Source organism: Desulfofustis glycolicus DSM 9705 (assembly GCF_900130015.1).
Taxonomy (GTDB): Bacteria; Desulfobacterota; Desulfobulbia; order Desulfobulbales; family Desulfocapsaceae; genus Desulfofustis; species Desulfofustis glycolicus.
Window position 1 is genome coordinate 12,133 of sequence record NZ_FQXS01000027.1, and the last position, 17,779, is coordinate 29,911.

Consider the following 17,779-nt stretch of genomic DNA (forward strand, 5'->3'; position numbering starts at 1 on the left):
GATTCGTCCCTACGCGAGGGTACCCCGATAATTGAACGTTGGCAGGGCGGGGACCTTATCCGTTCCGAGAATGCGCCGTCCGAGTTCCTGCAGGTCTTTTTTGCCCGCCCGAACTCCCGACAGATCTACCACCAGATAATCGATGCCGATCTGCTCGAGCTCACCGCGAAACGGCAGCAGTGAAAATGGTCGTTGCGGTCTGGTCACCGTGACGCCTTCCTGCTTTTCAATGGTGAACAGCTCCTGCTTCGGGCTGGCAAGCGGCCGGCCGTAGACAAAATGATCGGCCGCCAGCCGGGCGGTAAACAGCGGCGGGGCACCGTAAACCGTCAGGCCGAGCAGACCGGGCGAACGCTTGGCGGCCTGATCGGCCGAAGGCCGTTGCCGCCAGCCGGCAACTGCACGGGCAAGGCAGGAACGATCCGCCTCGATGGCAAGCTGAACGCCCTGCAGTCCGAAGCGAAAGACCAATTCCAGGGCCTGGCTGTTGAGCAGATTAAGGGTATAGTCCCCGAACAGGTTAACCTTTTCACCGGCGAACAGCTCGATCTGCCCGAGCTGGGCTATCTGGAAACTGCGAAACCCGGATCGGATCAGGATTCTGATATCACGCTGCAAAGCGGTCATCGCGGCAGGCGAGATGACCGGCGGCAAGGCCCAGATGATGTCACGAACCGCACCTTTATGCATTCCCTTGAGTCGGCCAGAAAAACTCAGCGACTGGCGCCGCAGGTTCACCACCCAACGATCCGCGTGGAACGGTAATCGGCCCAGCAGCAGCTGAGGAGAGTCGGTTCGCAGCCACACCTCCGCTTTCGGTTTGCGTCCGCTTCGTCCGCGTCCTCGGCCCGTTCCATCCGGCTGACGCTCCACCCGCTCCTCGCCGATGACTATTTGCGGACGGAGCCGGGCGATCCGCATCGCCAGCTGTTTTTTCCGCGAGGCACTCATCTTTACCGACCGCGCTGGTGCTGCCGCGCCGCGCAACAGCTGCCCGGTCTCCTCCTTGGCGTCGACTCGATAAACATCCAGCCGTCCGGGATCCTTGGCGGTGCTCAGCGCAGCCGGCAACAGCAGTTCCACCTGTTGACCGGCGACCGCCTGCTTTACAGGGGTGGCCCCGACCATGAGTTCTGTCAACGTGAAGCTGGTCCGTTCGCCGGATCGATCGGCATGCAGGCGCAGCCGGTCGCCGACGACACATTGTTCTTTCAGGGTGAGTTGTCCCCAGGTGCGTCCGGCCACGGCGTGCCTGGCCTCGATTCGTCCGAGATAGCTACCGATATTTCCGGAGCGATGCGGGACAATCGCATCACGGGGGCGCGGGCTGAGGAAGAAGCCGGTCGAAGTCGCCCGCCCCATTGCCTCGGGAATGAGGCGGGTGGCCTCGGCAATCGCCGCCTCGGCATCCTCGTCGGCCGCATCGATAACGAGGCGATAGGCCGTAACGACCCGGTTGACATAGGTCGCCGAACGAAGGCGCCCTTCGATTTTCAGGGAAGCGATACCGATTCGTTTCAACTCAGGCACCAGCGGAAGCCCTTCCAGATCGTTCATCGAGAAGAAATATCCGCCTCGCCCGGCCCCACCGCCTCGTCCTTTGCCGCCGACAACGCTGTATTTCCGGCGACAGGGCTGGACGCAATTGCCGCGCAGTCCGCTCTGGCCACCGAAATAGGAGGAAAACAGACAAAGTCCGGAATAGGAAAAACACATCGCGCCATGAATGAATACTTCAAGCTCAATGCTACTGCTGCGCGCCAGGATTGCCAATTCCTCGAGCGTCAACTCCCGGGCAAGAACCGCCCGGGTGCACCCCAATCTGGCGAGCAGCGCGATACCTTCCCGGTTATGGGTGCTCATCAGGGTGGAAGCGTGCAGCCGCAAAGACGGAAAAAAACGTCGTACCAGCTGGATCAGCCCGAGATCCTGGACGATCAAGGCATCCGGCCCGATTGCCTCCAGTTCGGCGAGCGTCTCCAAAACCAGGGACAGGTCCGACTCACGCACCAGACTGTTCAGGGCGATGTAGACCTTGCGGTGGCGGTCGTGGGCAAAATCAATCAGTGCGCCGATTTCGTCGAGACTGATGTCGCGGGCCAGGTTGCGGGCATTGAGACGCGGCGCGCCGAGATATACCGCGTCGGCACCGGCCTCTATGGCGACCAGGAAGTTTTCTCTCGTGCCGGCCGGGGCGAGCAATTCCATAATGGCGGCCTAGCGCTCGATGACGACCTGATCTTCGCCGGTCAGCTCGCTGAGTTGCACCTCGATACGTTCATCAGGACGAACGGTGGTGACCAGCCCGACATAATCCGGTTGGATGGGCAGCTGCCGTTCGCCACGATCAACCAGGCAGGCCAATTGAATGGTCCGCGGTCGGCCGTAATCGATCACGGCGTCCATCGCGGCGCGGATCGTCCGGCCGGTATAGATGACATCGTCGACGAGAACCAGCTCGATTCCTTCGATGTCGAAGTCTATCGAGGTCATCTTAACCACCGGATTCTGGGTGATCAGGCTCCAATCGTCGCGGTAAAGGGTTATATCGAGAGTGCCGAAACTGGTTTTCAACGTCGAGTGGGCGGTGATAATGCTTCTGATCCGTTCGGCCAGAAAAACTCCCCGGGTATGGATGCCGACGATGGCGACACTGGCCGCGGCCTGGTTGCGCTCGAGAATCTGCAGGGAGATACGCTGCAACGCCAAATGCAGTTCACCGCTGTTCATGATGATTTGACTGCTCATCTCTGCACCCTCTTCCAGAAAAAGTCGACCCCGTAACGATCCACCAGGTTCAAGGCCTCGGGAAAGGCTTCGCATTCCGCAGCAAACACCTTGGCGGCAATCTCCTTGATACTGTCCTCGTAGTCCAGCGTGACGCATTTTTGCAGGATGATCGGCCCCTCGTCGTAGTGCTCGTCGGCGAAATGGACGGTGCAGCCGCTGACCGTACAGCCGCGGCTCTTGACAGCCCGGTGGACTCGATCGCCATAAAAGCCGGTGCCGCAATACATCGGTATCAAGGACGGATGGATGTTGACAACTCGTTGCGCCAGAGTCGGCGGCGGCTCATAGAGTTTCAGGTAACCGGCCAGACAGACGATATCGAGCGGGTAATCGGCGAGAATCGCATTGGTTTCACGGCTGTTTTGGGCAACAAAGGCAGGATAGCCGTAGTTCTGCGCTTTTTCCAGGCCGAGCGCCGAGGGAACATTGGCAACCACCACCCGGATCCTGCCGGCCAGGGTTTGGGCCTTGATCCGCTCGTGGAAATTATCCAGGGTCCGCCCGCTGCCGGACAGCAAAACCGCCATATCGAGCATGGTCAGACTCCTTTGAAATAGTCGTCGTGCTTGACGTCGACCTGACCAAGCCAGCGGGCAATCGCCGTATCATAGCGAGACGTCAACTCAAACACCTTGCGGGCCAAACGGAACCGTGTGGTCAGTGTGGTGTTTCCGCTGCTCTTGATCTCGGTCAGGATCTGGTCATAATCGGCTGGATCTACAACCACCGTAACATCCTGAAAGTTTTTGGCCGCGGCGCGGAGCAGCGTCGGACCGCCGATATCGATATTCTCGATGGCATCGGCCAGACTGCACGACGGATCGGCCACCGCTTTCTCAAAGGCGTACAGGTTGACGGCCACCAGGTCGATAGGCAGCAGGCCATGCTCCCGGCATTGCCTGAGGTGCTCGTCGTTGGCCCGCTGATGCAAAATACCGCCGTGTACTTTCGGATGCAGTGTCTTCACCCGACCGTCGAGCATTTCCGGAAAACCGGTGAACTCGGAGACATCGATAACATCGATTCCCTGCTCCCGAAGTTTTTTGGCCGTCCCGCCGGTGGAAAGAATCTCGACGTTTTCGGCGACAAGGCCGGCGGCAAACGTATCTATTCCGGATTTATCGGTCAGGCTGATCAGTGCCCGCTTGATGATCTGCATACATTCCCCCTTACGATCCACTGCTTCACGTTTTCTTGATAAAGGCCCGAATCTTTCTTCGATCCCGCTTGTCAGGTCGCTTCGGCGGGGCACCGCCGGGCGCCCTGATCAATTTTCGCATCGCTCGTTGTTGTTCACGTTTTTCCAAGCTCTCCCCGGTTTCCTGATAGAGCAGCTGAGCTTCAGAGGCCGGCCGTCGCACAGCTGAAAGTGCTTGAACAACGACGACGAAGACAATCTCATTTTTGTTGATTTCGACGATATCGTCAACCGCAACGGGCCGAGCCGGTCGCACCCGCTGGCCGTTGACATGCACCTTGCCGCCCTGCACCGCCTGGGTGGCAAGACTTCTGGTCTTGAAGAAGCGCGCGGCCCAGAGCCACTTATCAATGCGAACCTTGTCCGGAGTCTCTGCCATACCGAAATACCTGCGTGTGCAGTACGACCATAAACGAAAAGCGATCGGGCCGTTGAAACAGATGTGCCGTACCCTGAGAACAAGCTTGTAGTTTACACGGTAGCCACTCAGAACGCATGAAAAATCAGAAATACCGGTAAGAGGATACCAATCAGCTCGAACCGGTCGTCGTTGCAGTCGCAAACCACCACCGGGAGCGGCTGTTTTTTGATTGCTCAGGAAACGGAAAGGTTTATATTGGTGCGCATGGCTATCAAGATCGCCGGAGTGAAAAATATCAAGCTGCCGATTACGGTCGTGCAAAAGGACGGAAACCATCAGGACACGGTCGCTACCATCAACCTGTTGGTCCGCTTGCCGGCCGTTCTCCAGCCCGATTGTATCGCGACGTTCACCGCCGTACTTAATCGTCACATCGAACGGATCAGCGTCGAAGACTTTCCGGGCCTGCTGGCCGATGTCTGTGCCTCATTTTCCGCCGAAAGCGCCCGAATCGACATGCGTTTCCCCTATTACCTGGAAAAAACCGCCCCCGTCTCGGGTACCAGGAGCCTGATGGAATACCAGTGCATTTTCAGCGGCGGTGTCGGCGCCGACGACGGCTTCCTGCTCACGGTCAAGGTGCCGGTCACCACTCTCTGCCCATGCTCGCGTGAAATCAGCGAGGTCGGCGCTCACAATCAGCGCGCCGAGGTGACTCTGAGCGCCCGCTTTAAAAAAATGATCTGGGCCGAGGATCTGATCGCCCTGGTTGAACAATGTGCTTCCTGTGAACTATTTGCCCTGCTCAAGCGTCCGGACGAGAAATACGTTACCGAAACGGCTTTCAGAAATCCGATGTTCGTTGAGGATGTGGTTCGCAAGGTCGCCCAATTAACGCTGGAGAACCCGTTGGTCACCTGGTTTTCAGTGGGCGTCGAAAGCTACGAGTCGATTCACAAACACAGTGCCTACGCGTATGTCGACAGCGGCGACATATCGGTCAAAAACGGACACGTGACGGGAATGGGGGGATAATCATCGGGACGGGGTGTCCAGGCTTCTGCTGATCGTAACTTCCCGATCGGTCTTGATCATCTGCACGATTGAGTAGCCTTCTATGATCATGTAAGAGAGAAACAAGAACAGACTGACCGACACGAAACCGATCATCGTCGGCCAAACCACGCGGGACAGGAAATCGTATTTCGCCGTATTCTTTCCGGATAGAATCACAACTTCTTTACTATTCATAATGGCCTCCTGCTGGTAGCACCTAGAACCGCCGAGAAAGAGAGGTTCCCGCCCAAACGCTGTTCGCCATGAGATACCCGACTTCCCGGGAACCGGACTAATCTTGCAGAAAGACTTGCACATTTGATGCCAGCCGACTTTTCCCCCTCCTCATCCCTTCTTTGCAGACCACACAGCGCCATGGTGACGGATTGGCCGGTTCTGCCGGAGGCTGCATCGCGAAGGCCCGGCGGGCCGGAGACTCATTTCCGCAGGACTGCGGATAGGATGTCCCCAGCCTTGATAGTTCCCGATGGGACACCGGTTGTAACCTGAACTACTGCTGTTTCATTTTTGCCCAGCGTCGGTGCGCTGCGACAGTGCATCGTGCTGCCGCTGCGGATTGGACGACGAGCACCAGCCCGTACCCGGTTTGCCCGCAGTCGCCGCCTGGCGACAACGGGTTTGATCGGCATCGACTCAGCGCTCGTTTTTAAACAGGTGGGGAGAGATGTGGTGGCGGTTGAGAATCTTGTAGAAGTCGGTGCGATTGCGCTCGGCGATACGGGCCGCCCGAGCGACATTGCCGCCGGTCATCTGCAGCAGGCGCACCAGGTAGCGCTGGCCGAACTCGAAACGGGCTTCGTCGAAACTGAGAATCTTCACAGTTTCTTCACGCAGTGCCGAAGAAATCAGGTTGACCGGGATCAGATCGGTCGTCGACAGCGCCGCCGCCTGCTCGACGACATTTTGCAATTGGCGGATATTGCCCGGCCACGGGGCCTCGAGCAGCGCGTCCATAGCCTCGGGCGAGAAACCGACGATGGTGCGATCGTTCTGCTCGTTGAACAGGGACAGGAAATGCTCGACCAGCATCGGGATATCTTCCCTGCGATCCTGCAGAGGGGGAACTTCCAGGGTCACTACGTTGAGACGATAATAGAGATCCTCCCGGAATCGGTTTTCGGCGACCCGCTGTTCGAGATTCTGGTGAGTGGCGGAAATGATCCGCACATTGACGTCTATCGGAACCGTGTCGCCAACCGGCCGGACCTGTTTCTCCTGTAGGACCCGGAGGAGCTTTACCTGCAAGGGCAGCGGCATGTCGCCGATCTCGTCGAGAAACAAGGTGCCGTTGTCGGCCGCCCGAAAAAGCCCCTCGTAGGCACGATCGGCACCGGAAAACGATCCCTTGGCATGACCGAACAACTCTGACTCCAGCAAGGCCTCGGGAATGGCGCTACAGTTGACCGGCACAAAGGGTTTTTCGGCGCGATCACTGGCGCGGTGCAGGGCCTTGGCCAGCAATTCCTTGCCGGTGCCGCTCTGGCCACGGATCAACACCGAGGCATTGCTCCGTGCCACCAGCCTGACTTTATCGAGCAACTGCTCCATGATTGCGCTGCGTGAAATTATTCCTTTCCGCCATGTTGCTGCCATTGCCGCCCCGCCGGAAGATGCGGCGCGCAGCGCCCGTTCGATCTCGGCAAGCAGTATTTTGCCGTCAATCGGCTTGGTCAGAAAAGCAAAAACCCCTTTTTGCGTGGCATCGACTGCTTCAGGAATCGAACCGTGGGCGGTGATGATCAGCACCGGAATCGACGTGTTAACCTTGCGAATCGCCTCGTAGAGATTGAGGCCGTTCATCTTTTCCATACGCAGGTCGGTAATGACCAGTTGCGGCGGCGAGGCGCTGAATACCGCCATTGCCTCTTCACCACTGCGGGCAGTGACAACGCGGTAACCGGCGTTCTCCAGGCGCAGGGTCCAGAGACTGAGCAGATCGTCTTCGTCATCGACCAACAAGATGGTAGCTTTATCCATAGTTCACCGTGGTTCAATTGATTGCGGCTGCAGCATAAGTTCGACTTCCTTCAATTTTCGTACCTGTTGCTCGAGTGTTTCGACCTGTTTCTCTTTTTCTGCCGCCAGACGACGGGCTTCGGTCAGCTGCTCTTCATAACTGATCTGCTGTTGCTCCACCTGTGCCTGCTGCGCGGCGAGCCGTGCCTGCCAGTGTCTGTTTTCCTCGGCATGCCAGGCGAGAGCATCGTGGCGTTCCTTGAGAAGCGTGTGGAATCCGAGCAGCGGATCGTAACGTCTGTCGCCACGTGCGGCCAGGGCCACTTCGAGAACGTCGATCGTCTCTTTGATCTGACCCGCTTGCGCCTGACTCGACAGGGCCAGACAAACCAGTCCGCTCCAGTCCTCGACGGCCGGATTGCGTTGAAACGCCGCCAGTGCGGCTGCATGCTCTTGGCGAAACGAGGCCAGGGTGTTGCCATCGGTCTCGGCAACGCAGGCAAGTGCTCGCTGCGGGGGGGGCAACGCGGCCAGGGATACGGCGTCGAGTCCCAACTCGGCTAGCAACCGCTGTCCCGATTCCAGATGACAACCGGCCGTCAGGCCTGCGGCGATAAGCAACAAAATCACGCCGATTTTCATCATGATATTCATTGTTCGTGCCTCTCGGTCGAGGAACCTGCGGCCCGGGGCAGGGTTATGCCGAACCGGGCTCCCGGCTCTCCCGGATTAAGCACCCTGATGGCGCCGCCGTTTCGCTTGACGTATTCCCGGACAATCGCCAGTCCCAGGCCGCTGCCCTTGACGATTGATCTGGTTTTCATCTCCGCCTGATAAAAGGGTTGAAATATTTTTTCTTCCTCGCCCAACGGGATGCCCGGTCCCGAGTCGTAAACGATGACGGCGACGGTTTTCCGATCAGCACTGACGCGGCAACCGACCCGGCCGCCGGGTGGCGTGAATTTCACGGCATTGGAGAACAGGTTTTCAAATATCGTCATCAACTCCTTTCGATCACCGGCAACCATTACGTCAGCTACCGCCACGTCGATGGTTATATCCCGTCCCAAAACCCTGGCTCGCTGACCGTCGACGACGGTATCGATCAGCTGTGGCAGCGAAATGTGCTCGCGGCTGCGCGCGTTCTCGGAGAATCGGGCCAGATTAAAGTTAATGATGTTTTCGATCAACCCCTGTAACACGATGCTGTTGTTGACCAAAATGCGAGCGACTTCCAGCTGTTTCCCGTGCAACTCGCCGACCACCCCGTCACTGAGCAAGGAAGCGCCTTCGCGGATGGAGGCGAGCGGGGTTTTCAGTTCGTGAGAGACATGGGCGAGGAATTTTGCTTTTTCTTGCTCCAGATCATCGAGCCGTTTCCTCAGCCAGTCGAGCCGTTCACCGGCCACTTCCAAATCCAGCGGGCCGGAGACAAGCACCGGCGTTTTGAAATCTCCACGTCCCAATCGCTCGACACTCTTGTTGAGCTGCCGGATCGGCCAGGAAAGCAAAAATGCCATCACGGCAATCAACAGGATCGTTGCCAGAATGAAGGCACCGGTCTGCAGGACCAGGACCCGCTGGGCCGCCCTGGTCGTTTCCTGGAGACTGTCAATATCACGCTGCATCATCTCCTGAAAACCGGTCCGGGCCTTTTGAGCCTGTTGGTGTTGGCTGGCGAACGACTCGATGGCTTTGCTGGTAAGTGCTTCAGGTTTCTCCACCGTACCGTCGCGCAAGGAGATGATCGTGGTCCGCAGTACGTTTCGCTGTTGACGCATGGCCTCGAGTTCCTGCCGGTCAACGAGGTCAAGCGGCAGGCTGAGCAGATCGTAGAGCAGCGCATCGATTCTGGTGTGGTGTCCCTCGGCGGCGCCAAGATGCTGTATCTCACCGGTAATCTCGTAGAGGCGCAGGGAGCGCTCTTCATTACGCAGATATTCCGAGAGTATCTCGCTGTTACGGGTGCCGCTGAGGGCGTGCTCGACGATTTCCAGCCCGGCTCCGCTGACGCGGTCGATAAACGTCAGAGTCGTCCACAACCCGACACCGAGAGGCAGCGACACCATAACAAAACCGATCAAGACCAGGTTGAGAAAAGAGCGGGGCCGAAATACTTTCATGGTGTCTCCGCGATAACCGATCTCCCCTGTCGGGTCACCGAGCCAAACGGTTTGTCGTTCCCATCAGAGCCATTTGCAAAACAATCTTTTCACCCAAACTCTGCGTCATGCTCAAAATTTTATCCTCGGAATATCATGTATATGCCTGCGGAAAAATTTTTCGCATGCCTTGATTTTGAACGAAAATCTAAGTTTTGCAAAAGGCTCATCAGGCGATCATTTCACCGATCGCCTCGGCGATACGGCCGATACCGTCGGTAATAACCAACTCGCCGACACAGGAAAAATTCAGACGAAACGTCGATGTGGCGCCGGCCGCAGTATAAAACGGTTCTCCCGGGACAAACACGACTCGGCGGGCGACCGCTCGTTCGAACAGATCCATGGCCGGCAGGCCATCCGGCAGTCTTCCCCAGAGAAACATCCCGCCGTCCGGCCGGGTGCAGGTTACCGTGTCCGGAAAACTTCGATCAATGGCGGCCAGCATGGCCCGGCACTGCCGACCGTAAGCCTCGATGATTCGCGAAATGTGTTTATCCAGATCGTTGTCCTGCAGATAGCGCAGCAAAATATACTGCGTGAAGTTGCAGGTATGCAGATCCGCTGCCTGTTTGGCAATAAGCAGTTTTTCATATAATTCGGCGGGAGCGGCAATCCAGCCGAGCCGAAAACCGGGTACGACTATCTTGGAGAACGAGCCGAGCAGCACCGTCTGATCCGGCAACAGGTGATAGAACGACGGACTGGCCTCGCCACGGAAACGTAAGGCGCCGTAAGGGTCATCTTCGATGAGGAGCAAGTCCCGGCCGGCGATGATTTCAGCTACCTCGCGCCGGTTTTCGCTGCTGTAGGAAATGCCCGACGGGTTCTGGAAATTGGGGACGGTATACATCAGTCGCGGCCGGTCCCGCTCGACGGCGCTGGCCAACTGGTCGACTGCCATGCCGTCGTCATGGACCGGCACCGGCAGATAACGGGGACGATAGAGCGACAAGGCCTGGATCGCACCGAGATAGCCGGGCTCCTCGACAACCACCGACTCGCCGTCGTTAAGCACCACCTTGGCGAGCAGGTCGAGAGCCTGCTGGCTGCCGTTGGTGATTAGAATCTGCTCGGGATCGAGCCTGATCCCCTGCTGCTCTTGATAACGCTGTGCTATGAAGGCCCTCAACTCTAGCAAACCCTCTGAGTTGCTATATTGCAGACAATCCGCTCCACGTTCGGCAAAGACCTGATCGGTAGCAACGCGCAGTTCATCGATCGGGAAAAAGGCGCGATTCGGTAATCCCCCGGCAAAAGAGATGATTTCGGGATCCATGGTAACCTTCAGGATTTCCCGGATGAACGATCGGGGCACATCCTGCATCCGATCGGAAAAAATACCATTCATAGTCGTTGCCTGTCCTTTGTTACTCAACGGGGATGAAAAAAAGAAGACGGATGGACTCAGGGCCCGCCCTTCACACGGTCTCCGGCGCCATGCTCGACGTCGTAGCACGCCAGTTCAAGTAAATTACCATCCGGGTCGCGGATATACACTGAGGTCAGTTGACCGGCAGCTCCCGTCCTGGCCACCGGACCTTCGATCAGCTCCGTCTGCCGATTGGCAAGCTCCCGGCACACTGCAGCAATCGGTTGTTCTACGATCAGGCAGATGTCGGCGGACCCGGGAGTCGGCAGCTCGGCACAGGGGAGGAATTCCGAGCCGGCCTGATGGAGATTGATTTTCTGGTTACCGAAGTGCAGTGCGATCCGACCCGTCGCACTGACCTGTTTTTCCATACCGAGCACACCCGTGTAGAACGACACACTGCGCTCGATGTCCTTGACGGTCAAAACCAGATGATCAACGCCACTGATTTTCATCATGCGTGACTCCGCGGGCTCTGCCGGATCATCGAGCCGACGCCGCGTCGTTGCCGGCAACGGCCGTTTCATCGAGGCGCTGCCGTTCAGCAGCCGCCTTGACCATCCGGAACAATTCCCGATAGTGTGCCTTGTTCCTGCTCCTGGCATATTGATGAGCCGCCTGACGCAGATCGTGTTCGTCAAGCCCCGGATATCGTTCCAGCAGCCGGTCAATAACCGAACTCTGCCAGGTTACAGGCCACGGCTGCTGATCGCGGCGATGCTCCTCCAACGACTCGATTGCTTCGTTGATGACCAGGTCCCGCCAATGCTCGGCATCGTGAAACAACCGCTCTTCCTCTAGCTTAGAGCCTTTTTTCTGTTTCAGGAAATGCAGTACCGATGCCACATCCTCCTGCCTGAGCAATTTGGCGACAAACTTGATCTGACGCTTCAGGGCACCGCCCTTGGTTGTTCGACACAGGGACAAGGCGTGGCGCACCTCGTCACTGACCCCGATACGGCCGAGCTCGGCATCACTGAGCGCGGCACACTCCCTGGCGGCCATCTCCACCTGTTTGAACTGTCGTTTTTTTTCCGAACGACTGACCTGATCCATGAATCTCTCCCGGTAACGGCGGCAGCCGTCAGGAAACCTGTACGATGAGCGGTGGCTCGTAGTCCGGCGGCGGTTCAAAACCAAGCAACAGGCAGAGCGTGGCAGCCACATTGGCCAATCCCTGCTGCTCCAAGTTGCTCATGGCAAAACGCTTTGTGCCGCCGTAGTCTTTGATCACCAGAGGAACCGGATTACGGGTATGGGAAACCATCGGTGACCTGACCCCATCTTTTTCGGTCCACATGCAATCGGCGTTCCCGTGGTCAGCGGTAATCAATGCGATTCCTCCTGCCTTTTCAACGGCTGCAAGGAGACGGCCGAGGCACAGGTCGACCGTCTCGACCGCGATCCGGACGGCCGCCTCAACGCCGGTATGACCGACCATGTCGCCGTTGGGATAATTAAGGCGGATAAAGCGGTAGCGGCCGGAAGCCACCGCGTCGATGGCCTGCTCAGTAATTTCCGCCGCTTTCATCCACGGGCGCAGGTCAAAGGCGAGCCGGTCCGACTCGATTTCAACGTAGCGCTCCAGATCCCGGTCGATATATCCCGATTTGTTGCCGTTCCAGAAGTAGGTGACATGACCGAATTTCTGCGTTTCGGAAAGCGCAAGCGAGGTCACGCCGCTGCCGCACAGGTACTCTCCCAGCGTCCCGTGGATGACCGGCGGTTCCACCAGGAAGTGACTGGGTATCTTGGCATCGCCATCGTACTCCATCATCCCGGCATAGAAGACATCGGGCACCCGTTGCCGGTCAAATTCCGAAAAATCAGGTTCTTCAAAGGCGCGAGAAAGTTCGATGGCACGATCGCCACGGAAATTGAAACAGACCACCGCATCGCCGTCCTGGATGGTACCGATCGGTCCGCTGTCGCCGGTAACGACGAAGCTGTCCAGATATTGATCGGTCTGGGACGGATCCTCGCGATAGTAGGTTTCAATCGCTTCAACCGCCGAAGGGAAAGGCCGCGCCTCACCGAGCACATGGGCCTGCCAGCCTCGTTCAACGATGCGCCAATCAGCTTCGTAGCGATCCATGGTCGTAACCATTCTGCCGCCGCCGGAGGCGATGCGACAGTCGCACCCGGCCTGCTGCAACTCGGTGCAGCGCTGTTCCAGCGGGACGAAATAATCCAGCGCGCTCTTCTGCCCGACATCGCGGCCGTCGAGCAGTCCGTGGATCCGAATCCTGCCGATCCCGGTTTGCCGACAGTGCTCGAGCAAGGCATAGAGATGGTTGATATGTGAATGGACATTGCCATCGGACACCAGACCGATCAGATGCAGCGTGCCGCCGCTGCTGCAGCGCTCCTCGATCTGCCGCCAGGCGGCGCTGCGGAAGATATCTCCGGACTCGATCGCCCTGCCGACCAATTTCGCCCCTTGGGCAAAAATCCGGCCTGCTCCCAAAGCGTTATGGCCGACCTCGGAATTGCCCATATCGTCATCGGTCGGCAGGCCGACGGCGGCTCCGTGGGCTTTCAGCGTGGTCATCAGCGGTTCGGCGAGCAGTGCGTCGATAACCGGCGTGTAAGAAACGGTGATGCCGTCGCTGGCATCGCCACGGCCGATACCGATGCCATCGAGAATCACGGCAACCACCGGCCCGTCCACCGTGTTGCTCGTTACTGCCGGCTGCAAGCGATAATCTCCCTTCACTGGTCTCTCCCGGGCGTCATTTTCTAAGGCAGCCTTGAAAAATTGTCAGTCCGCCCCATCTCATCGTTGCGCAATCAAATTTTATCATCGGAATATCATGTATATGCCTGCGGTAAAATTTTCTTGGCCGCCTCGATCTTGGACGAAATTCCGAATTTTTCAAGATCCCCTTACGTCTTTTACGGACATTGTCTTTGCCATTGCCACGCGATTCTTATACTATGAGCGCAGCATGCGGCACGCACAATCCTGTTTAGCGGAACTCTATATCATTACCATGCAACGCGCAACGCAAGAAGATTTGAACGATCGCCCGCTTTTGACCTGCACGATCCCTGAAGAAGACCTGCCGCGCCTGGCGACCATGCTTCAGGCCGGCTTCTTCGTCGATGGGGCGACCGGAGAGTCTATTGCCTCTCTGCTCCAGCGATTGCCCGGCTTTTCCGCCGATTATATCGAGAACCAGATCCAGACCGTTTTTTACAATGGCGATGCCATCGACGATCTCTCTCAGCCGCTCACCGGGACAGCTCCGACCATCGCCCTGTCCGCGGCGATGCCGGGACTGGCCGGAGCCATCCTGCGCAAAAACAGTCCCGCCGCACCATTGCGCAAAACGCGGAGCAAAACAGCAGCTGCTGTTTCGGATAACATGGCCGTCACCGTACTGGTCAAATTGTTCAATACCCTGGCTATCGAACGTGGCCCGGCCCTTTTTCGCAGTGGTGTCCGGATCAACGCTGCCGACCTGGCCGGTTTTTTATCGCTGCGCCCCTCGCTGCTGGAAAAAGCCCAGGACATCAGGCTTGCCGGCTCTCCTGTTCCCGCCGACGAGCTGACGCAGCGACTGGGCGGGTTAACAAGCGTCATCATGCACGTCACCTGATCATGGATTCCGCCAATCAGTCGCGCGACATGCTTGGTCGCCGGGGCCTGACCCGGGTGGCCGAAGCCCGGACAATACTTCTCGACAGACTCGACAACCTGCAACACCCGACAGAACGGATATCGCTGGGCGACGCACTGGACCGCGTCACGGCCGAACCGATTGTCGCCGCCGAGGATCTGCCGCCCGCTCCCCGTTCCACCATGGATGGTTTTGCCGTCATCGCTGCCGATACCTTCGGTGCAACCCAGTCTCTGCCTGCCTATTTGCAGATCACCGGCGAGGTCCTGATGGGAACCCCGCCGGAGGGGTGCCTGGAACGCGGCAGTTGTTACCGGATTCCAACCGGGGGGCTGCTTCCCGACAACGCTGACAGCGTTGTCATGCTCGAGCATACCGTTCCGGTCGACGAAACAATGGTTGAAGTGGTCAAGGGGATCGGCAGCGGCACCAATGTCATCAAGACGGGCGACGATATCCGTGCCGGCGTACAGGCGCTGTCGGCCGGACACCGTCTCCGCCCGTCCGATCTCGGCTTGCTTGCCGGTCTCGGCATCGATAAGGTCGTCGTTTATCGGCGCCCCCGCATCGGCATCATCGCCACCGGCGATGAGATCATCGACCACCGGCAACCGTCGGCCGCCGGCAAGATAAGAAACATAAACTCGGTGACCCTAGCCGCCCTGGCCAAACGCTGCGGCGCCACGGTAACCGATTACGGCATCGTTTCCGACCGCGAGGAGATCTTTTTCGCAACCGTTGCCCGGGCCGTCGAAGAAACTGACCTGGTCTTCTTTTCCGGCGGCAGCTCCGTCGGTGTCCGCGATCTCGGCGAGCGGACCATTGAACGACTCGGTTCCCCGGGCATCTTGGTCCATGGCGTCACGTTGAAACCGGGAAAGCCGATCATTATCGGTCTGTGCAACCAGACGCCGGTATTCGGCCTGCCGGGCCACCCGGTTTCGGCCATGGTCTGCTTCGATTTTTTCGTCCGGCCGGCAGTGCGCGCTCTCTCCGGCGAGCGGGCTGGTGATTGTCACCCCGTGCCAAGTATTAGCGCACGGTTAATGCGCAGCATCAACTCTGCTGCCGGCCGACTGGACGTTATCCGCGTGCGGCTCGACCGTGATCAAGGACAGTGGCGCTGCCACCCGATTCTCGGTCGTTCCGGCGCCATCTCAACCATGTCCCGCGCCGACGGGTATTTTCTCATCAACGAGGACAGCCAGGGCCTGGCTGAAGGAGAGCAGGTGGAGGTTTATATCTATCAATGAGTGATCATTCCGTTTACGTTACCAATCAGCCGCTGCGGCAGGCCAGAACGTCATGGCTGACCGCGGTAGAGACAGCAGGTTTTTTTCGGCGTCGGCCACAACAAACCGTTGGTGTCGACCAGGCACTCGGCCGGGTTACCGCCGAGCCGGTCTTCGCCCGTCATTCGTCGCCAACCTACAACGCCGCCGCCATGGACGGTATCGCCGTTCATTTCCTCGATCTTGCCGCGGCCAGTGAGACAGATCCGGTAGTGCTCGGCACCGACCGGTTTGCCAAAGTCAACACCGGCAATGCAGTACCCGAAGGATACAATGCGGTGGTGATGAACGAGGATATTCACTGGCATGGAGACGGCAGCGCCGAGCTGGTCAACCCGGCCCCACCCTGGCAGCATGTCCGAACTGTCGGCGAGGATATCGTCGCCACCGAATTGATTATCCCGGAGGGACACGTGATCCGCCCGATCGATCTCGGTGCGATGCTCGCCGCCGGGGTCACCGCTGTTGCTGTCCGGATTCCCCCGAAGGTGGTAATAATCCCAACCGGATCGGAACTGATTCCAGCGGGACAATCGGTGCAGCCGGGCCAGATCATCGAATTCAATTCCCGCATCCTCGGCTCTACCCTGACCGAGTGGGGAGCCGACGTCGAGATCCATGCCCCGGTTAGCGACGACCCTTTGCTTCTTCGCCAGGCCATCACCGAGGCCGCGACATCCGCCGACATGGTCGTCACCAATGCCGGCGCCTCGGCCGGCAGTCGCGATTACTCCGCGGCAACGCTGGGTGAACTCGGATCGATAATCGTCCACGGCGTCGCGATTAAACCGGGTAAACCGGTGATTCTCGCACTGATCGGCGATACCCCTGTGCTCGGCCTTCCCGGCTATCCGGTATCGGCACTGCTGACCCTGCAGCTCTTCGCCCGTGATCTGGTCTACACCTTTCTCGGCGCCCCACTGCCCGCCCCGCAAACCCTCGAGGCCATCATGTCCCGGCCGATGCATTCGCCGATGGGTGTCGACCAGTTCGTGCGGGTAACCCTTGGCCGCGTCGGCGACAAGCTCATTGCCACGCCATCCGGGAAAGGAGCCGGATCGGTAATGTCCGTGGTCCGGGCCGACGGCATGCTGACCATTCCCGCCGGCAGCGAAGGCATCGGCGCCGGAGAACGGGTCCGCATCGAACTGGTGCGCAGCCGCGGCGAGGTCGATGCCACCCTGGTCATGATCGGCAGTCACGACAATATCCTCGACCTGCTCGCCAACCATCTGCACCGACGGCGACCGCCAGTCAGACTATCTTCTGCTCATGTCGGTTCAATGGGCGGCATCATGGCCATCAGACGCGGCGAGGCCCACCTGGCCGGTTCTCACCTGCTCGACGAGCAGAGTGGTGAATATAACACCAGTTTTATCAAGCGATTCCTGCCCGACCTGCCGCTGCAACTGATCAATCTCTGCTACCGAGAGCAAGGCTTGCTGGTCGCCGCCGGCAACCCGCTGCGCATTACCGGCCTGGCTGATCTCGCCGACCGCGGCCTGCGCTTCATTAATCGTCAGAAAGGTGCCGGAACCCGGCTGCTGACGGACAAAATACTGCGCGACTCCAAGCTTGACCCGCACCAAATCGCGGGCTATGATCGTGAAGAGTACACGCATATGAACGTCGCAGTGGCAATCGCCAGCGGCAGCGCCGATGCCGGTATGGGGATCAGGGCTGCTTCGGTGGCACTCGATCTCGACTTCGTTCCGGTTGCCGAGGAGCGTTACGACTTGATCGTACCGGCGGCTTTCGCCCGGGACCCTCGAGTCTGCGCCGCGTTGGAACTGATCAGCGGCGACCATGAATTCCAGCAGAAGATCGTCGGTCTTGGAGGGTACAATCTTCGGGATACCGGCGTTGTCATGTATGAACAATAAACGGCCGCTGCATGCCCCCGTCACGCTGCCCTGCACGTGAATGCGTCGGCCAGAACTGAAAGGAG

At 58.6% G+C, this 17,779-nt stretch carries 16 protein-coding genes and 1 pseudogene; 4 read left to right on the plus strand and 13 right to left on the minus strand.

Translation table 11 applies throughout. From position 1 onward, the window contains the following. Positions 1–9 precede the first annotated feature (9 nt). The 5 genes and pseudogenes from BUC26_RS17750 to BUC26_RS17770 form a co-directional block, all read right to left on the minus strand. Positions 10–2,208, minus strand: a complete 2,199-nt coding sequence (locus BUC26_RS17750) for a peptidase U32 family protein (RefSeq protein WP_073378187.1) — start codon at positions 2,206–2,208, stop codon at positions 10–12. Between the two features lie 9 nt (positions 2,209–2,217). Continuing rightward, positions 2,218–2,748: a bifunctional pyr operon transcriptional regulator/uracil phosphoribosyltransferase PyrR gene (pyrR, locus tag BUC26_RS17755; RefSeq protein ID WP_073378189.1), complete on the minus strand. Its 531-nt coding sequence runs from the start codon at positions 2,746–2,748 to the stop codon at positions 2,218–2,220. Further along, positions 2,745–3,326, minus strand: coding sequence for a formyltransferase family protein (locus BUC26_RS17760; RefSeq protein WP_073378191.1), 582 nt, complete (start codon positions 3,324–3,326; stop codon positions 2,745–2,747). Before BUC26_RS17760 ends, pyrR begins: the two co-directional genes overlap by 4 nt. A 44-nt stretch (positions 3,327–3,370) precedes the next feature. Beyond that, positions 3,371–3,949 (minus strand): annotated as a pseudogene (locus BUC26_RS17765) (IMP cyclohydrolase); the annotation flags it as partial. A gap of 25 nt (positions 3,950–3,974) precedes the next feature. Continuing rightward, the gene (locus BUC26_RS17770) at positions 3,975–4,367 is read right to left on the minus strand and encodes an RNA-binding S4 domain-containing protein (protein WP_073378194.1); all 393 of its coding nucleotides are present in this window, start codon (positions 4,365–4,367) and stop codon (positions 3,975–3,977) included. A gap of 246 nt (positions 4,368–4,613) precedes the next feature. Here BUC26_RS17770 and folE2 point away from each other — a divergent pair, with 246 nt between their 5' ends. Beyond that, on the plus strand, positions 4,614–5,384 hold the full coding sequence (gene folE2 / locus BUC26_RS17775) for a GTP cyclohydrolase FolE2 (protein WP_073378196.1): 771 nt from the start codon (positions 4,614–4,616) through the stop codon (positions 5,382–5,384). On the opposite strand, the gene BUC26_RS17780 is transcribed toward folE2, so the two are convergent. The 8 genes from BUC26_RS17780 to gpmI form a co-directional block, all read right to left on the minus strand. Beyond that, positions 5,385–5,600 carry a hypothetical protein gene (locus BUC26_RS17780; protein ID WP_073378198.1) on the minus strand — a complete coding sequence of 72 codons (216 nt, stop codon included), beginning with the start codon at positions 5,598–5,600 and terminating at the stop codon, positions 5,385–5,387. A gap of 459 nt (positions 5,601–6,059) precedes the next feature. Beyond that, on the minus strand, positions 6,060–7,403 hold the full coding sequence (locus tag BUC26_RS17785) for a sigma 54-interacting transcriptional regulator (protein ID WP_073378200.1): 1,344 nt from the start codon (positions 7,401–7,403) through the stop codon (positions 6,060–6,062). Between the two features lie 3 nt (positions 7,404–7,406). Next, on the minus strand, positions 7,407–8,036 hold the full coding sequence (locus BUC26_RS17790) for a hypothetical protein (RefSeq protein WP_073378202.1): 630 nt from the start codon (positions 8,034–8,036) through the stop codon (positions 7,407–7,409). Then, entirely contained in the window at positions 8,033–9,505 is a 1,473-nt protein-coding gene (locus tag BUC26_RS17795; protein WP_073378204.1) for a sensor histidine kinase, read from the minus strand. The genes BUC26_RS17790 and BUC26_RS17795 overlap by 4 nt, the downstream gene beginning before the upstream one ends. 208 nt (positions 9,506–9,713) lie before the next feature. Next, a complete protein-coding gene (locus tag BUC26_RS17800; RefSeq protein WP_073378206.1) occupies positions 9,714–10,895 on the minus strand; it encodes an aminotransferase-like domain-containing protein in 1,182 nt (393 codons plus the stop codon). A 56-nt stretch (positions 10,896–10,951) separates the two neighbouring features. Further along, positions 10,952–11,371 (minus strand): VOC family protein, encoded by a 420-nt coding sequence (locus BUC26_RS17805; RefSeq protein WP_073378257.1) that lies wholly within the window; start codon positions 11,369–11,371, stop codon positions 10,952–10,954. Positions 11,372–11,399: 28 nt separating this feature from the next. After that, positions 11,400–11,972 carry a ribosome biogenesis factor YjgA gene (yjgA, locus tag BUC26_RS17810; protein ID WP_073378208.1) on the minus strand — a complete coding sequence of 191 codons (573 nt, stop codon included), beginning with the start codon at positions 11,970–11,972 and terminating at the stop codon, positions 11,400–11,402. A 28-nt stretch (positions 11,973–12,000) separates the two neighbouring features. Continuing rightward, complete coding sequence (gene gpmI, locus BUC26_RS17815) at positions 12,001–13,632, minus strand: 2,3-bisphosphoglycerate-independent phosphoglycerate mutase (RefSeq protein WP_073378210.1); 1,632 nt, start codon at positions 13,630–13,632, stop codon at positions 12,001–12,003. A 232-nt stretch (positions 13,633–13,864) separates the two neighbouring features. On the opposite strand from gpmI, the gene BUC26_RS17820 reads away from it, so the two are divergent. The 3 genes from BUC26_RS17820 to BUC26_RS17830 are packed head-to-tail and all read left to right on the plus strand — an operon-like array spanning position 13,865 to position 17,714. Then, positions 13,865–14,518, plus strand: a complete 654-nt coding sequence (locus tag BUC26_RS17820; RefSeq protein WP_143166063.1) for a hypothetical protein — start codon at positions 13,865–13,867, stop codon at positions 14,516–14,518. A gap of 2 nt (positions 14,519–14,520) precedes the next feature. Then, positions 14,521–15,792 carry a molybdopterin molybdotransferase MoeA gene (locus BUC26_RS17825; RefSeq protein WP_084540752.1) on the plus strand — a complete coding sequence of 424 codons (1,272 nt, stop codon included), beginning with the start codon at positions 14,521–14,523 and terminating at the stop codon, positions 15,790–15,792. After that, the gene (locus tag BUC26_RS17830) at positions 15,789–17,714 is read left to right on the plus strand and encodes a molybdopterin biosynthesis protein (RefSeq protein WP_073378214.1); all 1,926 of its coding nucleotides are present in this window, start codon (positions 15,789–15,791) and stop codon (positions 17,712–17,714) included. The genes BUC26_RS17825 and BUC26_RS17830 overlap by 4 nt, the downstream gene beginning before the upstream one ends. The last annotated feature ends 65 nt before the right edge of the window (positions 17,715–17,779 follow it).